This is a genomic window from Exiguobacterium sp. UBA3968 (assembly GCF_002385115.1).
In the GTDB taxonomy this organism is placed as follows: domain Bacteria; phylum Bacillota; class Bacilli; order Exiguobacteriales; family Exiguobacteriaceae; genus Exiguobacterium_A.
The window spans coordinates 1,290,318-1,310,138 of record NZ_DGCW01000005.1; the positions used below are offsets into that span (position 1 = coordinate 1,290,318).

19 protein-coding genes and 1 other annotated feature are annotated in these 19,821 nt (G+C 49.3%); all 19 genes read right to left on the reverse strand.

The genetic code is table 11. The features are described from left to right. Positions 1-21: 21 nt before the first annotated feature. Positions 22-657 (reverse strand): orotate phosphoribosyltransferase, encoded by a 636-nt coding sequence (pyrE, locus tag B3S86_RS08535; RefSeq protein WP_290751499.1) that lies wholly within the window; start codon positions 655-657, stop codon positions 22-24. After that, positions 651-1,352, reverse strand: a complete 702-nt coding sequence (gene pyrF / locus B3S86_RS08540) for an orotidine-5'-phosphate decarboxylase (protein ID WP_290751502.1) — start codon at positions 1,350-1,352, stop codon at positions 651-653. Before pyrF ends, pyrE begins: the two co-directional genes overlap by 7 nt. Then, positions 1,327-2,256 carry a dihydroorotate dehydrogenase gene (locus tag B3S86_RS08545; protein ID WP_056062795.1) on the reverse strand — a complete coding sequence of 310 codons (930 nt, stop codon included), beginning with the start codon at positions 2,254-2,256 and terminating at the stop codon, positions 1,327-1,329. The genes pyrF and B3S86_RS08545 overlap by 26 nt, the downstream gene beginning before the upstream one ends. Next, complete coding sequence (locus B3S86_RS08550; protein ID WP_035406850.1) at positions 2,256-2,987, reverse strand: dihydroorotate dehydrogenase; 732 nt, start codon at positions 2,985-2,987, stop codon at positions 2,256-2,258. Before B3S86_RS08550 ends, B3S86_RS08545 begins: the two co-directional genes overlap by 1 nt. Continuing rightward, a complete protein-coding gene (carB, locus tag B3S86_RS08555; RefSeq protein WP_290751507.1) occupies positions 2,984-6,193 on the reverse strand; it encodes a carbamoyl-phosphate synthase large subunit in 3,210 nt (1,069 codons plus the stop codon). The genes B3S86_RS08550 and carB overlap by 4 nt, the downstream gene beginning before the upstream one ends. Beyond that, entirely contained in the window at positions 6,186-7,274 is a 1,089-nt protein-coding gene (locus B3S86_RS08560; RefSeq protein WP_056062324.1) for a carbamoyl phosphate synthase small subunit, read from the reverse strand. Before B3S86_RS08560 ends, carB begins: the two co-directional genes overlap by 8 nt. Next, entirely contained in the window at positions 7,267-8,538 is a 1,272-nt protein-coding gene (locus tag B3S86_RS08565) for a dihydroorotase (protein WP_290751517.1), read from the reverse strand. Before B3S86_RS08565 ends, B3S86_RS08560 begins: the two co-directional genes overlap by 8 nt. Beyond that, a complete protein-coding gene (locus B3S86_RS08570; protein WP_035406837.1) occupies positions 8,522-9,457 on the reverse strand; it encodes an aspartate carbamoyltransferase catalytic subunit in 936 nt (311 codons plus the stop codon). Before B3S86_RS08570 ends, B3S86_RS08565 begins: the two co-directional genes overlap by 17 nt. Positions 9,458-9,577: 120 nt before the next feature. Further along, positions 9,578-10,900: a uracil-xanthine permease family protein gene (locus B3S86_RS08575; protein ID WP_056062331.1), complete on the reverse strand. Its 1,323-nt coding sequence runs from the start codon at positions 10,898-10,900 to the stop codon at positions 9,578-9,580. 51 nt (positions 10,901-10,951) lie between these two features. Next, positions 10,952-11,482: a bifunctional pyr operon transcriptional regulator/uracil phosphoribosyltransferase PyrR gene (gene pyrR, locus B3S86_RS08580; protein ID WP_035409506.1), complete on the reverse strand. Its 531-nt coding sequence runs from the start codon at positions 11,480-11,482 to the stop codon at positions 10,952-10,954. Positions 11,483-11,730: 248 nt separating this feature from the next. Next, positions 11,731-12,654, reverse strand: a complete 924-nt coding sequence (locus B3S86_RS08585) for an RluA family pseudouridine synthase (RefSeq protein WP_290751524.1) — start codon at positions 12,652-12,654, stop codon at positions 11,731-11,733. Beyond that, positions 12,651-13,127 carry a signal peptidase II gene (gene lspA / locus B3S86_RS08590; RefSeq protein WP_056062334.1) on the reverse strand — a complete coding sequence of 159 codons (477 nt, stop codon included), beginning with the start codon at positions 13,125-13,127 and terminating at the stop codon, positions 12,651-12,653. Before lspA ends, B3S86_RS08585 begins: the two co-directional genes overlap by 4 nt. A gap of 72 nt (positions 13,128-13,199) precedes the next feature. Next, a complete protein-coding gene (gene ileS, locus B3S86_RS08595; protein ID WP_035406825.1) occupies positions 13,200-15,935 on the reverse strand; it encodes an isoleucine--tRNA ligase in 2,736 nt (911 codons plus the stop codon). Between the two features lie 57 nt (positions 15,936-15,992). Continuing rightward, positions 15,993-16,233: a binding site (T-box leader), on the reverse strand. Beyond that, positions 16,234-16,755 carry a DivIVA domain-containing protein gene (locus B3S86_RS08600; protein ID WP_023468794.1) on the reverse strand — a complete coding sequence of 174 codons (522 nt, stop codon included), beginning with the start codon at positions 16,753-16,755 and terminating at the stop codon, positions 16,234-16,236. A gap of 24 nt (positions 16,756-16,779) precedes the next feature. Next, positions 16,780-17,550 (reverse strand): RNA-binding protein, encoded by a 771-nt coding sequence (locus B3S86_RS08605; RefSeq protein WP_035406822.1) that lies wholly within the window; start codon positions 17,548-17,550, stop codon positions 16,780-16,782. Beyond that, entirely contained in the window at positions 17,547-17,822 is a 276-nt protein-coding gene (locus B3S86_RS08610) for a YggT family protein (protein WP_035406819.1), read from the reverse strand. Before B3S86_RS08610 ends, B3S86_RS08605 begins: the two co-directional genes overlap by 4 nt. Positions 17,823-17,824: 2 nt before the next feature. Further along, positions 17,825-18,151, reverse strand: a complete 327-nt coding sequence (locus B3S86_RS08615) for a cell division protein SepF (RefSeq protein ID WP_231496839.1) — start codon at positions 18,149-18,151, stop codon at positions 17,825-17,827. Positions 18,152-18,344: 193 nt separating this feature from the next. After that, positions 18,345-19,016, reverse strand: a complete 672-nt coding sequence (locus tag B3S86_RS08620; protein WP_035406814.1) for a YggS family pyridoxal phosphate-dependent enzyme — start codon at positions 19,014-19,016, stop codon at positions 18,345-18,347. Beyond that, positions 19,003-19,779, reverse strand: coding sequence for a peptidoglycan editing factor PgeF (gene pgeF / locus B3S86_RS08625; protein WP_290751534.1), 777 nt, complete (start codon positions 19,777-19,779; stop codon positions 19,003-19,005). The genes B3S86_RS08620 and pgeF overlap by 14 nt, the downstream gene beginning before the upstream one ends. Between the last annotated feature and the right edge of the window lie 42 nt (positions 19,780-19,821).

Here is a 19,821-nt window from a genome sequence, read left to right on the forward strand (position 1 = left end):
TCCGACGGAATCTATCTGTTTTTACACGTTTGCGGTAAAACGTTCGCTCCAAGCAACTGGGTCCTTCGACCAATCTGCCAATTGTTCCTGTTCTTCTACCGTGATATCCCCTTGTTGTTGTGCCGTTTCGAGTAACGCTTCGAACGTCAGTAATGCATCCGCGTCAATCTTCGCGTCTCGGAGATTGTTCTTCAAGCGTTCCATCCCGTAAGAGAAAATCGCTTGAATCCGAATGACGTTCGCTCCCTTTGCTTGGAGTGCTTCCGCTGCCTCGATCGCAGACATCCCCGTTGATAATAAGTCTTCGATGACGACGACGCGTTGGCCTGGTTGAATAACACCTTCGATTTGATTACCTTTCCCGTGTTTCTTACTGCCACTACGCACGTAGACCATCGGTAACCCTAATCGTTCCGCGACGAATGCCGCGTGAGGAATACCTGCTGTCGCTGTTCCGGCAACGACTTCGATTCCTAAATCCTTCACTTTCTCAGCGAGGGCATCGGCAATCAAAGAGCGGACTTTTGGGTACGAAAGTGTCAACCGATTATCGCAATAGATCGGAGAACGGAGCCCACTCGCCCACGTATACGGATCGTTTGGAGATAACGTGACGGCTTTGATACGGAGTAATGCATTTGCAATTGGATTTAACATGATAATTGCCCCTTCCATTCTTCGAGTAACGCCTGATAGACCTGTTCTGGTTGTTTGGCACGTGTAATCGGGCGACCAATTACTAAATCCGTCGCTCCATTTCGACGCGCACCAAGAACGGTCGCGACTCGCTTTTGATCATCTGCTTCATTACTAGAAGGACGAATACCTGGTGTGACAAAACGGAAGTCCGTTCGGCAAACTTCGATTAGTTCAGGAAGATCGAGCGCCGAACAGACGATACCATCTAGTCCGGCTGCTTCTGCCAGTTGCGCATACTCACGAACGACTGCTGGCATCGCTCCTTCAACCTTTAAGTCGCGTAACATCGCTTCATCCGTCGATGTCAACTGCGTCACGCCGATTAGTTGTGTCTTAGCATTCGTTTCACGAAGTCCTTCTCGCGCTGCGATCATCATCTCTTTCCCACCGGCAACATGGACGTTCGTCAATTCAACACCTAATTGCCCGATGATGCGCATCGTCCGGCGCGCCGTCTCTGGAATGTCATGGACTTTGACATCGAGGAATACAGCGTGCCCACGCTCGACGAGTTTTTGGACGAACGATCCCCCTGCAGCATAAAATAATTCCATCCCAACTTTTACGGCTGGTCGTGTCTCTTCGAACTGTTCGAGGAACGAAAACGCTTCTGCTTCGGTCGGAAAATCAAGCGCGATGTAAAGTTGATTCATATGCTTTCCCCCTGATGTCTAAAATATGGTCGATGCCGAGTTCATCCATGCGATCCGGTAACTGCTGGATTAATTCTTGACAGATGTATGGATTGACGAAGTTTGCGGTACCGACGGCAACAGCGGAAGCCCCAGCGTATATCATTTCTAAGACGTCATCGACTTCCATCACGCCACCCATCCCGATAATAGGAATCGAGACAGCTTGTGCGACATCATGAATCATCCGAATCGCGACTGGCTTGATGGATGGACCGGATAATCCACCAATCCGGTTGGCAAGGATTGGCTGTCCCGTTCGGACATCGATTCGCATCCCAACGAGTGTGTTGATCATCGTCAGCCCGTCTGCACCTGCTGCTTCGACGGCACGTGCCATCTCGACGATTGAAGTGACATTCGGTGAAAGCTTAACGTAAACCGGTTTGGTCGAGACCTGTTTGACTCGACGCGTTAATTCAGCGGCAAGCAACGGATCCGTTCCGAACTGGATTCCACCTGATTTGACGTTCGGACAGGAGATATTTAATTCCAATGCATGAATGCCAGGGTGACGGCTCATTTTTTCTGCGACAAGCTCATACTCTTCTGGTGTCGATCCGGCGACATTCGCAATGATTGCTGTATCAAACGTCTCAAGGAACGGTAGTTTTTTCGTTAAGATACCATCGACACCCGGATTTTGGAGACCGATTGCATTCAACATCCCCATTCCACTCTCCGCGACACGCGGCGTCGGATTTCCGTAACGTTCTTCGCCCGTCGCTGCTTTGATCATGATTGCCCCAAGCTCTGATAGATCATATAACTTCGCGTATTCCTCACCGAATCCAAAACATCCAGATGCCGGCATGATCGGGTTTTTCAAGGAAAGTCCCGGCAACTCGACACGTAATCGTTCCATCATAATACGACCTCCTCTGCCCGAAAGACTGGACCATCGGAACAAGTCTTGACGTACCCTCCTGTTGGTGTTTTACAGACACAGGCAAAACAAGCACCGATGCCACACCCCATTCGATTTTCGATGGAGAGATACTTATGCTCAATCGGTTGTTGCTGGAGTGACCGCAACATCGGCTCTGGTCCGCAAGCGAGTAACACATCATAGCTTTCCGGATGTAAGGCAACCGTAACGAACCCTTTCATTCCATGCGTTCCATCAACCGTCGTGACCGTCGTCTTACCAAGCGCTTGGAATTCCGCTTCGTAAAAGACACTCGTTGCCGTATCAAATCCTAGAATCGCTTCACACGTCACACCACGCGCGACAAGTTGGCGCATCGTCTCATACAGCGGCGGTACCCCAATCCCTCCACCAACGAGAACGACCCGTTGATCTCGGTTGATGGCCTCGATCGGAAAACCGTTTCCGAGTGGTCCGAGGGCATCGATTTTGTCGTCGGGACGCAAGGAAGCTAGTTCTGCTGTCCCTTGTCCGATTTCTTTAAAGAGAAACGTAATCAGATCACGATCGACCCGAGCAATCGAGATCGGTCGGCGTAAGAGTGGACCGACGCGTAGATGCATGAATCGCCCCGGCGCAATGTCCTGCGGTTGCTCGAGGCGACAGACGAGTTCTGTCGCGCCTTGAGCTACCGTTCGTCGAGAGACGACCGTCAAGAGTTGCTTCATTGGATCACCACTTTCTTTTCGTGTGTGAAGGCTTGAATCGCACTCGCTTCGAACGAGCGACTCTCGATGACGCGTAGAATCGCTTCCGCCGTATCGAGTGATGTTAGACAAACGACTTGATTCTCCGCTGCTGCCCGGCGAATGATGAAGCCGTCTTTCGTGACTTGTGAGTCGCGACTCATCGTATTGATGACATACTCGATCTCCCCTTTTTCAATCACGTCGAGCATCGATTCGGAAGACGAGTCGATTTTACCGACCGTCTGAACCGGTAACCCTTGCTCCGTCAAGTACGCTGCCGTTCCTTCCGTCGCAAGCAACGTGAATCCAAGTGAGGCAAAGCGTCGTGCGAGATCCGTCATTTCTGCTTTGTCCGGGTCTGCGACCGTCAAGAGAACACGACCGTGTTCTGGAATCGCCATCCCTGAAGCAAGCAATCCTTTGTAGAGTGCTTTTTCAAGTGTTCGGTCTGTTCCGATGACTTCTCCGGTCGATTTCATTTCCGGTCCGAGCGTCGGGTCGACTTCTTTAAGCTTCGCAAACGAGAAGACCGGTACTTTGACCGAGACGAGCGATTCTTCCGGTAGGACACCACTTGTTAACCCGTAAGAAGCGAGCGTTTCACCGAGAATGATGTCCGTCGCGAGCCGCGCGACCGGAAGTCCCGTCACTTTCGAGATGAATGGCACCGTCCGGCTGGCACGCGGATTGACTTCAAGAACATAGAGTGCGCCGTCCGCATAGACGAACTGGATGTTGAGCAATCCTTTGATGCCGAATGCTTTGGCGATTCGTGTCGTGTAGTCGACGATCCGGTTCTTGATGTCTTGGGAGACACGTTGTGGCGGATAAACTCCAATCGAGTCACCTGAGTGAACACCGGCACGTTCGATATGCTCCATGATGCCTGGAATGACGACATCTGTTCCATCACAGATCGCGTCGACTTCGAGTTCGATTCCTGTCAGGTAACGGTCGACGAGGACCGGTCGTTCCGGTGAGGCGATGACCGCGTGTTTCATGTAATGTTCCAGTTCTTCTTGTGCATAGACGATTTCCATTGCCCGACCGCCGAGGACATACGATGGACGAACGAGGACCGGGTAACCGAGTGACGCTGCTGCCGTGACCGCTTCTTCGACTGTGACGGCCGTTTTACCTGGTGGCTGTGGAATGTCGAGCGCCGTCAACGCTGCTTCGAACTGTTTTCTGTCCTCTGCCCGGTCTAAATCCTCAAGCGATGTCCCGAGGATTTTTACACCTTCTGCTGCTAATGACTCAGCTAAGTTGATTGCTGTCTGTCCACCGAACTGGACGATGACACCGAGCGGACGTTCATTTCGGATGACTTCGAGGACATCCTCCGTCGTTAATGGTTCAAAGTAGAGTCGATCGGAAATCGAGAAGTCGGTCGACACGGTTTCCGGATTGTTGTTGACGATAATTGCTTCATAGCCAGCTTGACGAATCGCTTGAATCGAATGGACTGTCGCATAGTCGAACTCGACTCCTTGACCAATCCGGATCGGACCCGATCCTAAGACGAGGATCGAAGAACGATTCGTCGCGATTGCCTCATTTTCGCGTTCGTATGTTCCATAGTAGTACGGTGTATCAGAAGCGAACTCTGCCGCACACGTATCGACCATTTTATACACAGGATGAATCGCTTGCGCTTCACGCATCCGGCGAATCTCTGTTTCCGTTTGTCCTGTGATCCGGGCGAGCATTGGGTCACTGAATCCATACCGCTTCACATGAAGTAGCAGTTCAGGTGTCAAACCGGTAGCGACCGATTGCTCAAGTTGCCAAATGTGCTGTAGCTTTTCGAGGAATAAGCGATCAATTGCCGTCCAAGCATGAATCTGTTCGACGCTATAGCCGCGGACAAAACCAGCGTATAAGGCGAAAAGTCGATCATCTGTCGCCTGGCGAATCGCTTGTTGCAAAGCATCATCTGCCATTTCGATGAAGCGTGGCATGTACAAATCCGCTGTACCGATTTCAAGCGAACGAACGGCTTTCAGTAATGCCTCTTCCATCGTCCGCCCCATTGCCATAACCTCACCGGTCGCCTTCATCTGTGTCCCGAGCGTCCGATCTGCCGTTTCGAATTTATCGAACGGCCAGCGCGGAATTTTGGCGACAACATAATCGAGTGCCGGTTCGAACGAAGCAAAGCTCGTCTCGGTGATCGGGTTCTTTAATTCAGATAAGGCATACCCGACGGCAATCTTTGCAGCAAGTTTTGCGATCGGATAACCGGTCGCTTTTGAAGCAAGTGCGGACGAGCGGGAAACACGTGGATTGACTTCGATGACATAGTAGTCAAAGCTCGTCGGATCCAGCGCGAACTGGATGTTACATCCACCTTCGATACCGAGTGCGCGAATGATATCGAGCGAGACGTTACGTAGCAGTTGATAATCGCGATCCGATAACGTTTGCGTCGGAGCAAAGACGATCGAGTCTCCGGTATGAACACCGACCGGATCGAAGTTTTCCATCGCACAGACGATGATGGCTTGGTTCGTTGCATCACGCATGACTTCAAATTCGACCTCTTTCATCCCAGCAATTGATTTTTCAAGGAGTACTTGTGTTGCCGGACTTGCCTTGAGTCCCCCTTCGACGATTCGCGTGAACTCTTCCGGTGTATGAGCGATTCCACCACCCGTTCCTCCGAGTGTATATGCTGGACGGATGATGATTGGTAGACCAATCTGTTGTCGGAATTGTTGTGCTTCTTCGAGCGAATGCACGATTTCACTATCCGGTACGCCATGTCCGCGTCTAAACATCAGTTGACGGAACAAATCACGATCTTCTGCCTCTTCGATTGCTGATAATTTCGTTCCGAGCAACTCGACATTGTATTCAGCTAGGACACCAAGACGATCTAGTTCAACAGCCAAGTTCAGACCCGTCTGACCGCCAAGTGTCGCAAGTAAGGCGTCTGGTCGTTCCTTCCGGATGATCCGCGAAACGAACTCTGCTTGAAGAGGCTCGATGTAGACACGATCAGCAACTGTTGGATCTGTCATGATTGTCGCTGGATTCGAGTTGACGAGGATGACTTCATATCCTTCTTCCTTTAAGGCTTGACACGCTTGTGTTCCTGCGTAGTCGAATTCAGCGGCTTGTCCGATTACGATTGGACCGGACCCGATAACGAGAATCTTCTGGATATCTTGACGTTTAGGCATGAGAGACCTCCTGTTGTTTCGTGATTTCTTCTAAAAACTGTTGGAATAGACCGTTCGCATCCATTGGACCGGGTGATGCTTCCGGATGATACTGGACGGAGAAGACGGATGCTGACGTATGACGGATGCCTTCGACCGTTCCATCGTTGATTGCGAGATGCGTTACTTCAAGCACTGTATGTTGCAATGATTGTTCATCGACGGCATATCCATGGTTTTGCGACGTGATGTCGACGCGACCTGTCCGGATATCTTGGACGGGATGATTCGCACCCCGGTGACCGAATGGCAGTTTGAACGTATCCGCGCCATGTGCTAGTGCAATCAACTGGTGCCCAAGACAAATTCCGAAGATGACGACTTTCCCTGTTAATTCTTGAATCAGCGGAATCGCTGTCGGGACATCCTTTGGGTTCCCTGGTCCGTTCGACAGCATCACACCGTCTGGACGATAGCGTAAGACTTCCGTTGCACTCACGTCGTATGGTACGACGACAACTTCACAGCCGCGTTTGACAAGTTCGCGGACGATTCCGAGCTTCGCTCCGAAGTCGACGAGAACGATTCGTGGTCCAGCTCCTGGGATGATATACGCCCGTTCCGTTGAAGCACGTTTGACTTGATCCGTCTCGATTGGTGCATCTTGCAGGTGGCTTAATTCCTCTTCTAGGTCGAACTCTCCATCAACGAGTCGGCCGCGCATGACGCCTTTCGAGCGGATATGTCGTGTTAACTGTCGCGTATCGATTCCACTTAATCCTGGAATATCAAGATCTCGAAGAGCTGCATCGAGCGACATCTCACTGCGGAAGTTCGACGGTGTTTGGCAATGTTCGCGGACAATCAATGCTTTAGCGAGTGGACGCGTCGTTTCATAGTCTTCTCGATTGACTCCGTAATTGCCGATTAACGGATTCGTCAGCACGATCATCTGATCACAGTAAGATGGATCCGATAGCATCTCTTGATAACCAGTCATTCCGGTTTGGAAGACGACCTCTCCTGTTGTTGTCGTGTCCGATCCAAACGCCGTTCCTTCAAACGTCATACCATCCTCTAACACCAGTGTCCGTTTACGCATGTGCTATGTCCTCCTTGAATACGATTTCTCCCTTGACGAACGTCATGACCGGGAATCCTTTTAACCGTTCTCCTGCGAACGGTGTGTTCTTACCTTTTGAACGGAACCGTTCCGGTGAAACCGTCCGCTCCGTCTCTAGATCAAGCAGGACTAAGTCTGCTTCCGCCCCCACTTCGAGTTTGCCGTAAGGTAGTTCAAAAATCGCTGCTGCCTTGTCCGTCAAATTCCGAATCAGTGTCTCAAGTGTCATCTTGCCTTCAGCGACAAGCTTCGTATAGAGGAGCGGGAATGCTGTCTCGAATCCTGTGATGCCAAACGGGGCGCGTTCGATACCGAGTGCCTTCTCTTCTGCTGCATGAGGAGCGTGATCCGTTGCGATGCAATCAATCGTTCCGTCTGCTAATCCTTCGAGCAATGCTTGGCGATCTGCCTCACTCCGCAGTGGTGGATTCATTTTAAAGTTCGGATCCTGATTCGATATGTCTTCATCGATCAATACAAGATGGTGCGGTGTGACTTCTGCTGTCACTCGGATCCCTGCTCGTTTGGCGTCACGAATGACGCGAACGGATTCTTTCGTCGAGACATGACAGACGTGATAATGACAGCCGGTTTCTTCTGCAATCAGGACATCACGTGCGATGTGGATACTCTCAGCAAGCGATGGAATACCTTGCAAACCTTCCCGTCGACTGTAGTTTCCTTCGTGCACACATCCTGCTTTTAACGAATCATCTTCGCAGTGGGCAACAATCGTCTTCCCGAGCCGTGCTGCTTGTTGCATTGCCGTTCGCATGACGGCTGCCGTCTGGACCCCGACACCATCATCCGTGAATGCCACGGCATCCGTTAATTGATCGAACGCGACGAGTTCTTGTCCGAGTTGATTTTTTGAAATCGCCGCGTAAGGCAAAACCCGGACAGATGCCGTCTCTTCAATCTTTTGGAACAATGCATCAAGTGTTTGACGATCGTCCGGTACGGGACGCGTATTCGGCATCGGACAAATCGTCGTAAATCCACCAGCTGCCGCAGCTGCCGTACCTGTCGCAATTGTCTCCTTATGTTCGCCGCCCGGTTCCCGCAGGTGGACATGGATGTCGACGAATCCTGGTGCAACGAATAATCCGGAAGCATCGATGACCGTTTCCCCAACTTGCGGTATTGCTGCTAAGTCCGTGATTTTTCCAGCTTCGATTCGAATATCCCCTGTTCGAACTTGTCCAGCCTCGTACCATCTCGCATTTTCAATTCGTGTTGTCATCTGCATCGTCTCCTTTGATTGTTTTCATCGAAAAGCACCATTCCAGAATCGCCATTCGCGCAAAGACACCATTTTTCATCTGTTCAAAAATCCGCGATTGCGGGTGTTCGACGAGTTCGTCGGCAATCTCGACTCCGCGATTGACCGGTGCCGGATGTAGGACGATCGCTGAAGGTTTCAGTCGATTCATCCGCTCATGCGTCAATCCATGTGTGACGTGATAGACATCTGGATCAAACCGTGTCGTTCCGTCATGCCGTTCGTGCTGGACTCGAAGCAACATCAAGATGTCACACTGTTCAACTGCTTCGTCCATTGAAAGATACGGTATTCCCATCGCTTCGTCATACCATTCGCGTGGCCCTGATCCATAGACGATAGCGCCAAGTCGTTTTAAGATATCGGCATTCGACCGAGCGACACGACTATGTTGTAAATCCCCACAGATGACGACTACTTTTCCTACAATCGTTCCAAACGTCTCGACCATCGTCATCAAATCAAGCAAGGACTGCGATGGATGCTGTCCGCTCCCGTCTCCTGCATTGATGATCGGAATATCGAGTGTCTGAATCAATTCTTCATAATAACCGGTGTCACCGTGACGAATGACCAATCCATCGGCGCCAATCGCTTCGAGTGTTTTGCACGTATCGTGTAACGTCTCCCCTTTTTGCACGGATGACGTCGCTGTTTCAAACGGCAGTAGATGCATGTTCAAGCGATGCTCTGCCATTTCAAAGGAAGAGCGTGTCCGCGTCGAGTTTTCAAAAAACAGATTGACGAGTGTCTTGTCGGAAAAGTCTGGTGCCGGTTCGCCTTGTTTAAAAGCGAGACTACGTTCAATCAACGAATTGATCTCCGTTATGGATAAGCTTTCTAAATTGACGAAATGTCGGGTTTGCAAGATCGTTTTCATGTATTTCACTCCTTCAGGTCATGAAAAAGGCGCACCTTCTAAGTGAAGGTGCGCCGAAAGAAGACAGAGGAGTCCCTGCATCTTTTCATGGCCTTCACTTTATCGTTCTCTCGGAACGTCTTAAAAGTTGTTCGCTACAGATTGAGTTGTAGAGTTTTCCGTTGTTTCAGCTGTTTCTTCGACCTGTTCCGTCGTTTTCGGAAGGATCAGATTCAGGATGATCCCAAGAATCGTCGCCAGTGCCATACCTTCGAGGGAGAAGTTCCCGATTTTCAAGGCGGCCCCTCCGATTCCCGTGACAAGAATGACAGCTGTGATCGTCAAGTTCCGTTTATCAGCAAGGTCGATCTTACTTTCCGTCAGTGTCCGGAGACCGTTTGACGCGATGACTCCGAATAAGAGAATACTGATGCCACCCATGACTGGTGTAGGAATCGTCTTGATGAATCCTTCGACATATCCGAGGAATCCGAAGCTGATAGCAAGAACCGCTGCCCCACCTAGGACGAAGACACTGTAGACCCGTGTGATTGACATGACGCCGTTGTTCTCACCGTACGTCGTAACCGGTGGTCCACCAAGCATCGAAGCGACTGTCTTCGCGATTCCGTCGCCAAGTACTGTCCGGTGCATCCCTGGATCAAGGAGCGTCTCGCGCCCGATGATCCGTGATGTCACTTTTTGTTCGCCGATGTGCTCCGTCAGTGTGACGAGCGTCACGGGAACGATCAGAAGCAAGGCAGCTGTATTCCATGATGGTGTGTAATTCAAGAACGGAATCGTGAAGTCCGGCACGTGGAAGAACGTTGCCTGTTGAAGTGGTTTGAAGTCAATGATTCCGACCGATGCCGCAACGAGATAACCGACCGTGATTCCGAACAGGATCGGAATCGTGCTCCACATTCCTTTTAAATACGTCATTGCGAGAAGTGTGACACCGAGCGTGACCATCGCGACGAGGAAGTAAAGTCCGTTGTACTTACCGTCCGCTCCGTTCATCGCCATGTTGACAGCGGTCGGGGCAAGCGATAACCCGATAACCATGATGACCGGACCGATGACAACAGGCGGGAGTAAGCGAAGCAACCAAGCAGCCCCCGTGTAACGGATGAGAAGTGAGACAAGTCCGTAGACGAGTCCAGCTACCATTCCGCCGATTAAGGCGTCCTCGACACCCCACCGTTCACTGACGGCGATGATCGGGGCGATGTAGGCAAAACTAGAACCAAGATATGTGGGTACTTTGAAGCGAGTGACGGCGAGGAAAATCAGTGTGCCGACTCCGCTTGCGACGAGTGCAACCGATGTGTTGAGTCCCGTTAAGAGTGGGACGAGCACGGTCGCACCAAACATCGCGAAGACGTGTTGTAGGCTGAGCATCAGCCAATTTAGAGGGTGAGTAGGTACTTCTTGTACATCAAGTACTGCGGCATGTTTTGCCATATGGATGACTCCCTTTCTGGTCTCTCTGGACCACCTTAAAGGTTTTGATTTTTAGCGTTTAATGAATACTTGATCGGCTTCGTCGACTTCAGCGAGCGCGACGACGACTTGCTCGTCACGTGACGTCGGAACGTTCTTGCCGATGAAATCTGGACGGATCGGTAACTCTCGATGCCCACGATCGACGAGGACAGCGAGTTGAATCATACTCGGTCTTCCGTGGTCGACGAGTGCGTCCATCGCGGCACGGACGGTGCGTCCTGTGTAGAGCACATCGTCAACGAGGACGACGATTTTTCCGGTGATGTCTTCCGGTAGATCAGATCCTTTTATTTCTGGCTCTAAACTTCGCTTTGACAAGTCATCTCGGTACATTGAGATGTCGACGACACCGAGTAAGACCGGCTTTCCTTCGATCTGTTCGATCCGCTTCGCAAGGCGGCGCGCGAGTGTCTCACCACGCGTCTTGATTCCGACGATCATTAAATCAGCAATGCCTTTGTTACGTTCGATGATTTCATGGGCGATCCGTGTCAGTGCGCGTCCAATCGCGGCTTCATCTAAGATGACGGCTGGTTTCATAGTTTCTCCTTTCATACAAAAGACCTTCTGCGGAAATCCGCAGAAGGTCATCGAAGACAGAATCATGGCATACGTCTTGTATGCATGCCTACGCACGTTTGTGGTAGGTTCTCCCTTTCGCAGCCTCTCCGGACTCGATTAAAGGTGATACTAGTTTGGTAGGATCATCGCTCGGACGACCGAAGTGTCAGTAGAGGATGTCTCGCATCGCTCTCTAGGTGATACTCTACCGTTTTATTAGAAAAACGTCAAGACTCTAATTCAAGTTTTTTCAGTTGACCAATCTCGAATGTCATCTCTTCTGGGAGTGGTGCTTCAAAACGCATCCATTCGCCTGTCCGTGGATGTTCGAAGCCGAGAACCGCAGCATGCAAGGCTTGACCATTCATTTTCATCGTCTTACGTGGACCATATTTCGGGTCACCGGCAAGCGGGAAACCGATATAACGCATGTGGACACGGATTTGGTGTGTTCGCCCTGTTTCGAGTTTACATTCCACGACTGTAAACCCTTCGTACCGATCGAGAACACGGAAATGGGTTACGGCAGTTTTTGAATTCTTATCCGTTACCGTCATCCGTTGACGATCGTTCTTATCGCGTCCGATCGGTGCTTCAATCGTTCCGAGCTCGTGCGGAATCTCACCGTGTACGAGCGCAATGTAGAGACGTTCCGTCGTTTTCTCTTTCAACTGATGCGCGAGTGATTCATGCGCTAAGTCGTTCTTAGCAACCATCAACAGACCAGACGTGTCCTTATCGATTCGGTGAACGATTCCTGGACGTTTGACACCATTAATGCCCGAGAGATCTTGACAATGATGTAATAAGGCATTGACGAGGGTCCCTGAGACATGACCTGCCGCTGGGTGGACGACCATTCCTTTTGGTTTGTTGACGACAATGACATCTGAGTCCTCGTAGACGACCTCAAGCGGGATATCTTCTGGTAAAATCTCAAGTTCTACCGCTTCCGGGATATGAACGGCAATCGATTCTGTTCCCGATAATTTATAGTTTGGTTTAACGACACGACCATCGACTTCGACGCGTCCCGCTTTTAACCATTCCTGTACTTGCGAACGCGACCATTCATTTTGATCTGCGAGCCACTTATCAATGCGCCCTGTCGCTCCATCCGCTTGTACAGACCATGTTTCTACTTCATTCATTTATCCATCGTTCCTTTCTTAGTCAACCGTTCTTCGAACATGACGCTAATCAGCATCGTGATGACACCAAACGTCAAACAGACGTCTGCGACATTAAAGATCGGGAAATTATAGCCGAACGGGAAGAAGTGGAAGAAATCAACGACTTCTCCTCGAACCATTCGATCAATGAAATTTCCGATCGCACCACTAAGTAGTAGCGAGATACTCCAAGCAAATACCTTATTTTTCGTGCCTTCCTTGTAGAGGAAGTAAATCAATCCAATGACGACGATAATCGTGACGAAGAAGAAGAAGCCGAATTTACCTTCGAGCATTCCCCATGCAGCGCCACGGTTCCGATACGAGTTGAGATAAAAGAAATCCGGAATGACTGTGATCGCTTGACCGATCGTCATATTTTGAACGACGATCCATTTCGTCAACTGGTCGATTCCAACGAGTAAAGCAGCAATCCCTAAGTAAAGCCACATCCTATTGTCCTCCGCATCCAAAAATAATGAGGGACGTCCTGCGAAGTCGCAGTCGCCCCTCCCTTTGTATCATTATAAAGAATTGACGACTTCAGTACAACGTGGGCAAAGCGTCGGATGAGCCGGATCTTGTCCGAGTTCTGTCGAATATGTCCAACAACGTTCACATTTTTCACCGTCAGCTTTTTGAACTGTAATACCGGTCGTCTCATACATCTTATCCGTTGTATCCACGAATTCGAGTTGTGAGACTTGGAGCAACTGCTCAAGATGATCAATCGTTTTAAGCAATGCTTTTGTTTCTTCCTTCGGTGCAAGCAAGAGTTTTGCTTCAAGTGTCTTACCGACGAGTTTCTCGACGCGTGCTTCCTCGAGTGCTTTTAAGACATCATCACGGAATGTCAGGAACGCGTTCCATTTCTCGATGAGAGCAAGTCCTTCTTCTGAGACTTCGACCGTTTCTGGAAGGTCCGTCAAGAAGATACTCTTCGTCTCAACAGCTGGTACGAATTCCCATGCTTCGTCTGCCGTGTGTGGCAAGACAGGTGCCATCAATTGCAACAAGGCGACGACTGTATCATACATGACCGTCTGAACCGCACGACGCGATGTCGCGTCTGCTTTTTCGATATACAGGATATCTTTCGTGTAATCGAGGTAGAACGACGACAAATCAAGGACACAGAAGTTGTGGAGCAATTGATAGACCGACATGAAGTCGTACGCATCATAAGCCGCTTTTACTTTTCCAACAAGTTGGTCCAGTTTCGTACGCATGAAACGGTCTGACTCTGGTAAGTCTTCAAATGCGACTCGGTGCGTCGCAGGATCGAATTGATCCAAGTTTCCGAGAAGGAAACGAACCGTGTTCCGGATTTTACGATATGATTCTGAGACTTGTTTGAAGTTATCCATCGATGCCCGAACATCAGCTTGATAATCGACAGATGCCACCCACAAACGAAGGATCTCTGCTCCGAATTGTTGCATGACTTGGATTGGTGCAATCGTGTTACCAATCGATTTCGACATCTTGCGACCTTGACCATCCAGAACGAATCCGTGACTGACGACCGCTTTGTATGGTGCTTTCCCAGTCGTTGCGACGGCTGTCGATAGCGACGAGTTAAACCAACCGCGGTATTGGTCAGAACCTTCAAGATAGAGATCCGCTGGACGCGTCAATTCAGGACGTGTCGCAAGGACACCGGCATGTGATGAACCAGAATCGAACCAGACATCCATGATGTCCGTTTCTTTTTTGAAGATACCGTTCGGACTTGCTGGATGTGTGAATCCTTCAGGAAGCAAGTCGACTGCTTCGCGCTCATACCAGACATTTGATCCGTGAGTTGCAAATAGATTCGCGATATGATCAATCGTTTCTGGTGTGACGATTTCCGTTCCATCTTCAGCGTAGAAGATTGGAAGTGGAACGCCCCAAGCACGTTGACGGGAGATGACCCAGTCGCCGCGGTCTTTGAACATGTTGTGGAGACGTGTTTCACCCCACTCTGGTACCCATTGGACGCCTTTGATCTCATCAAGGATTTCTGCACGGAAGTCTTTGATTGAAGCGAACCACTGTGGCGTTGCCCGGAAGATGACCGGTTTTTTCGTCCGCCAGTCGTGTGGATACGAGTGTTTGATGAATGACAGTTTTAAGAGAGCGCCTGCTTCTTCGAGTGCGAGACCGATTTCTTTGTTCGCATCTTCATAGAACATGCCTTCGAATCCAGGAGCTTCTGCCGTCATGACACCTTTATCGTCAACTGGGCAGAGAACGTCAAGCCCGTATGCTTGACCAATACGGAAGTCATCTTCCCCGTGTCCTGGAGCTGTATGAACGACACCCGTCGCTTCAGCTGTAACGTGGTCGCCAAGCATGACGAGTGATTCACGGTCATAAAGCGGATGTTTCGCTTTCACGTACTCGAAGTCCGCACCGTTGAAGACACGTCCAATTGTCGCGTCTTCCCATCCGAGCGCTTCGATGACTTCTGGAACAAGTGTTTCCGCTACGATATATCCTTTTCCTTGATACTCGATCCGCGCATACGTCAATTCCGCACTGACAGAGATTCCAAGGTTCGCTGGGATCGTCCATGGAGTGGTCGTCCAGATGACGAAATGATCCGTCGGCTCAAGGATGTTTTTTCCATCCATGACTTGGAATGCGACATAGATCGCAGCTGACCGTTTGTCTTGATATTCGATTTCTGCTTCAGCTAGTGCTGATTCAGAAGACGGTGACCAATAGACCGGCTTTTTCCCTTTATAGATATAGCCTTTGTTCGCCATATCCCCGAACAAACGAATTTGAGCTGCTTCAAATTCTGGTTGAAGCGTGATATATGGATTGTCATAGTCACCGAGAACACCGAGACGTTTGAATTGATCACGTTGGTGATCGACTTGTTCGAGCGCATATTTCGCACATAACTCACGGAATTCCGCGACCGTCATCGATTTGCGGTCAACACCTGCTTTTTGAAGTGCTGTCTCGATAGGCAAGCCATGTGTGTCCCAACCTGGTACGTAAGGGGACTGGAAGCCATTCATCGATTTGTAACGGACGATGATGTCTTTTAAGACTTTGTTTAATCCGTGACCCATGTGGATGTCACCGTTCGCATAAGGAGGACCATCGTGAAGAATGAACGTCGGTTTTCCAGCATTCTTTTCTTGGACCGCAGCATAGAGATTCATCTCTTCCCATCGTGCTTGCATATCCGGCTCACGTTTTGGCAAGTTGCCTCGCATTAAAAACTCCGTTTTCATCATCAATAAGGTTTCTTTGTAATCCATCTGACCATCTCTCACCTTTCGCTTTAAAAGTACAAAAAAAGCCAAGCTCATCCCTGAGATAGGGACGAGCTTGGCTGAACTCGCGGTACCACCCTACTAATCCTGCTCGTCTGTTCGACGACGCAGGACCGCTTAAGAACTCGCTAACGGGAGTGAACCGGCATGACTTACTGTTCGGAGAACGTTCAGTCATACACTCTAAGGGGATATCCCATCTCTTTCGTTGCTCGGGCTTCCACCATTTCCCGATTCGCTGTCAACTGTCCAAGATGCGACGTGTCCTTATCATTGATTTTATTTATACGACATCGTCGTCATTATACGCAACTGCTGGAACATCGTCAAGCGCTCCACGAGAAGAGAAATCAAATGCATCCCAGTCGTGGCTCGTCAATAATTCCATTTGAGCATCGATCAACACTTTGAAGCGATTGCGATAGAGCTCGATTTTCTTACGCATCTGTTCCACTTCGAAGTCCGTCCGTTGTGCCCGGCGTTGTGCCGCATCTTGCAATTGCTCTGCTTCGCGTTCTGCCTGTTTCAAGATCAAGCTTGCTTCTTTTGAAGCATTCGCTTTCACTTCTTCTGCCGCTTCCTGTGCGACAATAATCGATTTATTCAATGTTTCTTCCATCGAACTAAAGTAATCGACACGCGCTTGCATGTTTTGGATGACTTCCTGTTGTTGACGGTTCTCACGTAACAACAACTCAAAATCCTTGATGACCTGATCTAGGAATTCGTTCACTTCATCCTCGTCATAGCCGCGAAACTTTCGTGTGAACTCCTTATTATGAATATCGAGTGGCGTTAATGGCATGATGAATTCCTCCTCCGCATTTTTTTATCCTTTTAAAATACCGTATTGTAGTTTGATTCGATCCCGTTTCGTTGATCCGAGAATCGCAATCAGTTTAACGCGTCCCGTTCCACGTAAGGAAAGCAGATCCCCTTCTTCAAGCATGAAACTCACGTCATCGACTACCTTATAATTCACTTTACTTTCACCCTGTTTAATGAGCGTCTGTGCCTTTTGACGGGAGAAGCCGAGAATTTCACTGACGACCGTATCGAACCGAAGTGAGCTGACGAACCCGAGCGTCTCTTCCCACTCTTGTTCCTTCACTTTCAAGCGATCTTCTGCGTCTACGCGCGAAAGACGAATCTTCGTCTTACCTGCGCGTTCGACGTTTGCTTCGATATATGTCGCAACTTCGTCCGCGACAGCAAATTGCACTTGATCCTGGATGATGACGTCGCCGAACTTGGCACGCTTCAATCCGACGTTCAATAATGTACCGGTGACTTGACGATGAGATAGTTCAACGAATTTAGTAGGATAATGAATGCGATAAATGGAAATGTCAAAGTCATCCGCGTTGTATTCATAATAGTCTGGTGCGAGGATTGCTCGTTTACGTTCGGCGCCTTCGAAACCGCCCTCAAAAAAGAGGGCGCATTTCGAACCGACGAGTTCTTGTGTAATTTGCTGTTCACGAGGGTCTAGAAAATCCGTTAATTTAAACGTATACGTCGCTTCCACGTGATCAATCCAGTTCAAGACCGAATCGACGAATTCCCGCTCGCTTCCACGATAATGATCATATACACTCATACGAAGAAGATAGCTCGGATACCGGATTGTGCCAAGTTCAAGACGAGAAAGGCAACAATCGGCGAGATATCTAGCATGCCTCCGATAGGCGGGATAATACGACGGAAGGGTGCTAGGAATGGCTCGACCAACATCGCGAGCACTTGTCCGAATTTCGAATCACGGGCATTCGGGAACCAAGATAGCAGAATGTACACAATCATGACATAACTATAATATTGTAATAACGTACTTAATGTACGACCAATCGCGTACATCACTTGTGAATCCATACTTACCACCCCTTATGATTAATATCATCTTCTCCTAGGAGATTCGAGATGCTACCAGCCAACTCGACATTGTTTGGAACACAGAGGAGGGTATTCTGACTGATCGTCGTGATCGTTCCATCGAGAGCGAAAACGACACCAGATAAGAAGTTGATCATCTGTCGTGATTGATCTTTTGACATACGTTGCATATTGACGATGACAGCACGGTTCTGACGAAGATGTTCCCCAATCTCTTGGGCTTCGTTAAAGACACGTGGTTCACTCAAGATGACCTGCGATTTCGTTTTTTTCGTCGCATGTAGCGGCACGATATTCGATTGTCTCACGCTGTCCTCCTTTTGAGTAACACTTGGGGTAGATTCCTCGTAATACTCTTCGTACTCTTGTTGTGAAGCACCTCTACCTTTATTTATTGTAGCATCATTTTCATATTCGAGTTCATCTAAATCATCGCTGTTGCCGAGAAATAGATTTTGCATTTTTGATTTGAAACCCATATCCATTCTCCCTTCTTCTCGTTTAGGTGTGAACGAGCGTCGTCCCGACTCGGACGAACGTCGCCCCTTCTTCGATGGCAATCTCAAAATCCGATGACATCCCCATGGATAACTCTGTACATGGAGCATACGACAATTTTTTTGCCTTGACCTCTTCTTGCAATGTTTTTAATGACCGGAATACCTCACGTATACGCGTCGTGTCTTCCGTCAACGGTGCCATCGTCATCAGTCCGATGACACGAATCGCGGGATACTGACCGATTTCGTGTAAGAACGACGGTACATCCTCCGGTGCAATACCTTGCTTCGATTCTTCTCCCGAGATATTGACTTGAATGAAACAATCAATGATTCGGTTCGTTCGTTTATTGATCTCTTCTGCCAAATGAAGACGATCGAGCGAATGCAGCACATCAATGGCATCGATGATCTGACGAACTTTACGCGTCTGTAACGTGCCGATGAAGTGCCATGTACAGGCTGTACGTCCAAGTTCTGCTTGTTTTTCGAGCAGTCCATCCGGACGATTTTCTCCAAGATGCGTTACACCGGCCTCTAATAATTCAGAAGCAACTTGACTTGAGACTGATTTCGTCACGCCAATCAACTGTACCTGCTTTTTGGATGAACTCTTTTCACTCGCTTGTTTTATCCGTCGTGTAACCTCTTGTACATTTTCAAGAATTGACATCCAATGACTCCTTTACGATCAAACTCGCGAACCGACCGCCGTGGTCGCCGTGGCGATAAGAGAAGTAATCTTCCGCCTGACAATGTGTACATAGACCTGAGTCAAGGACATCACCCACTCCACAACGCTCAGCAAGCGCAGCATTTGTTTTTTGTAGCGATAACATCGCTTTTCCATCTTCCTTGCGTATGTAAGAAGACTCATCGAGTTCAAGTGCGTCGATCGCATCGATGACGGGTTGATCGACTTCGTAACAACAATCACGAATCGATGGACCAATGACCATCTGAATCGATGAGCGACTCGCACCTGCACGCTCCATTTGTTTGACTGTCTCTTCAACGATATTGCCAACAGTCCCCCGCCATCCGGCGTGCGTATTCGCGATGATTCCTGTCGTCGGATCACAGAAGACAAGCGGAACACAATCAGCGAAGAGCATCATCAGTAAGACATTCGAATCAGTCGTCACCAATCCATCTGTACCCGGAATCGCTGTTTCGTAATCCAGAGCGCCGCGTCCGGAGTCAAGTGTCGTCACCTGTTCAACGTGATTCCCATGGATTTGCTGCGCCCAAATTGAGTTCTCAAGAGATAGATCAAGCTGTCGAGCAATGACTTGTCGGTTCTGGATGACGCCGTCACGATCATCGTTGACATGTAATCCTAAGTTACCGTTTCCATGTGGTGCTGCAAACTTCGTCGTAAAGGCGGCACGTACGGTACCTGTTGGTGTATCCCATTTGATCCATTGTCCAAACATGTTGATGCCTCCTTCGATTTTAAAAAAAGAGGCGCCGCTTTC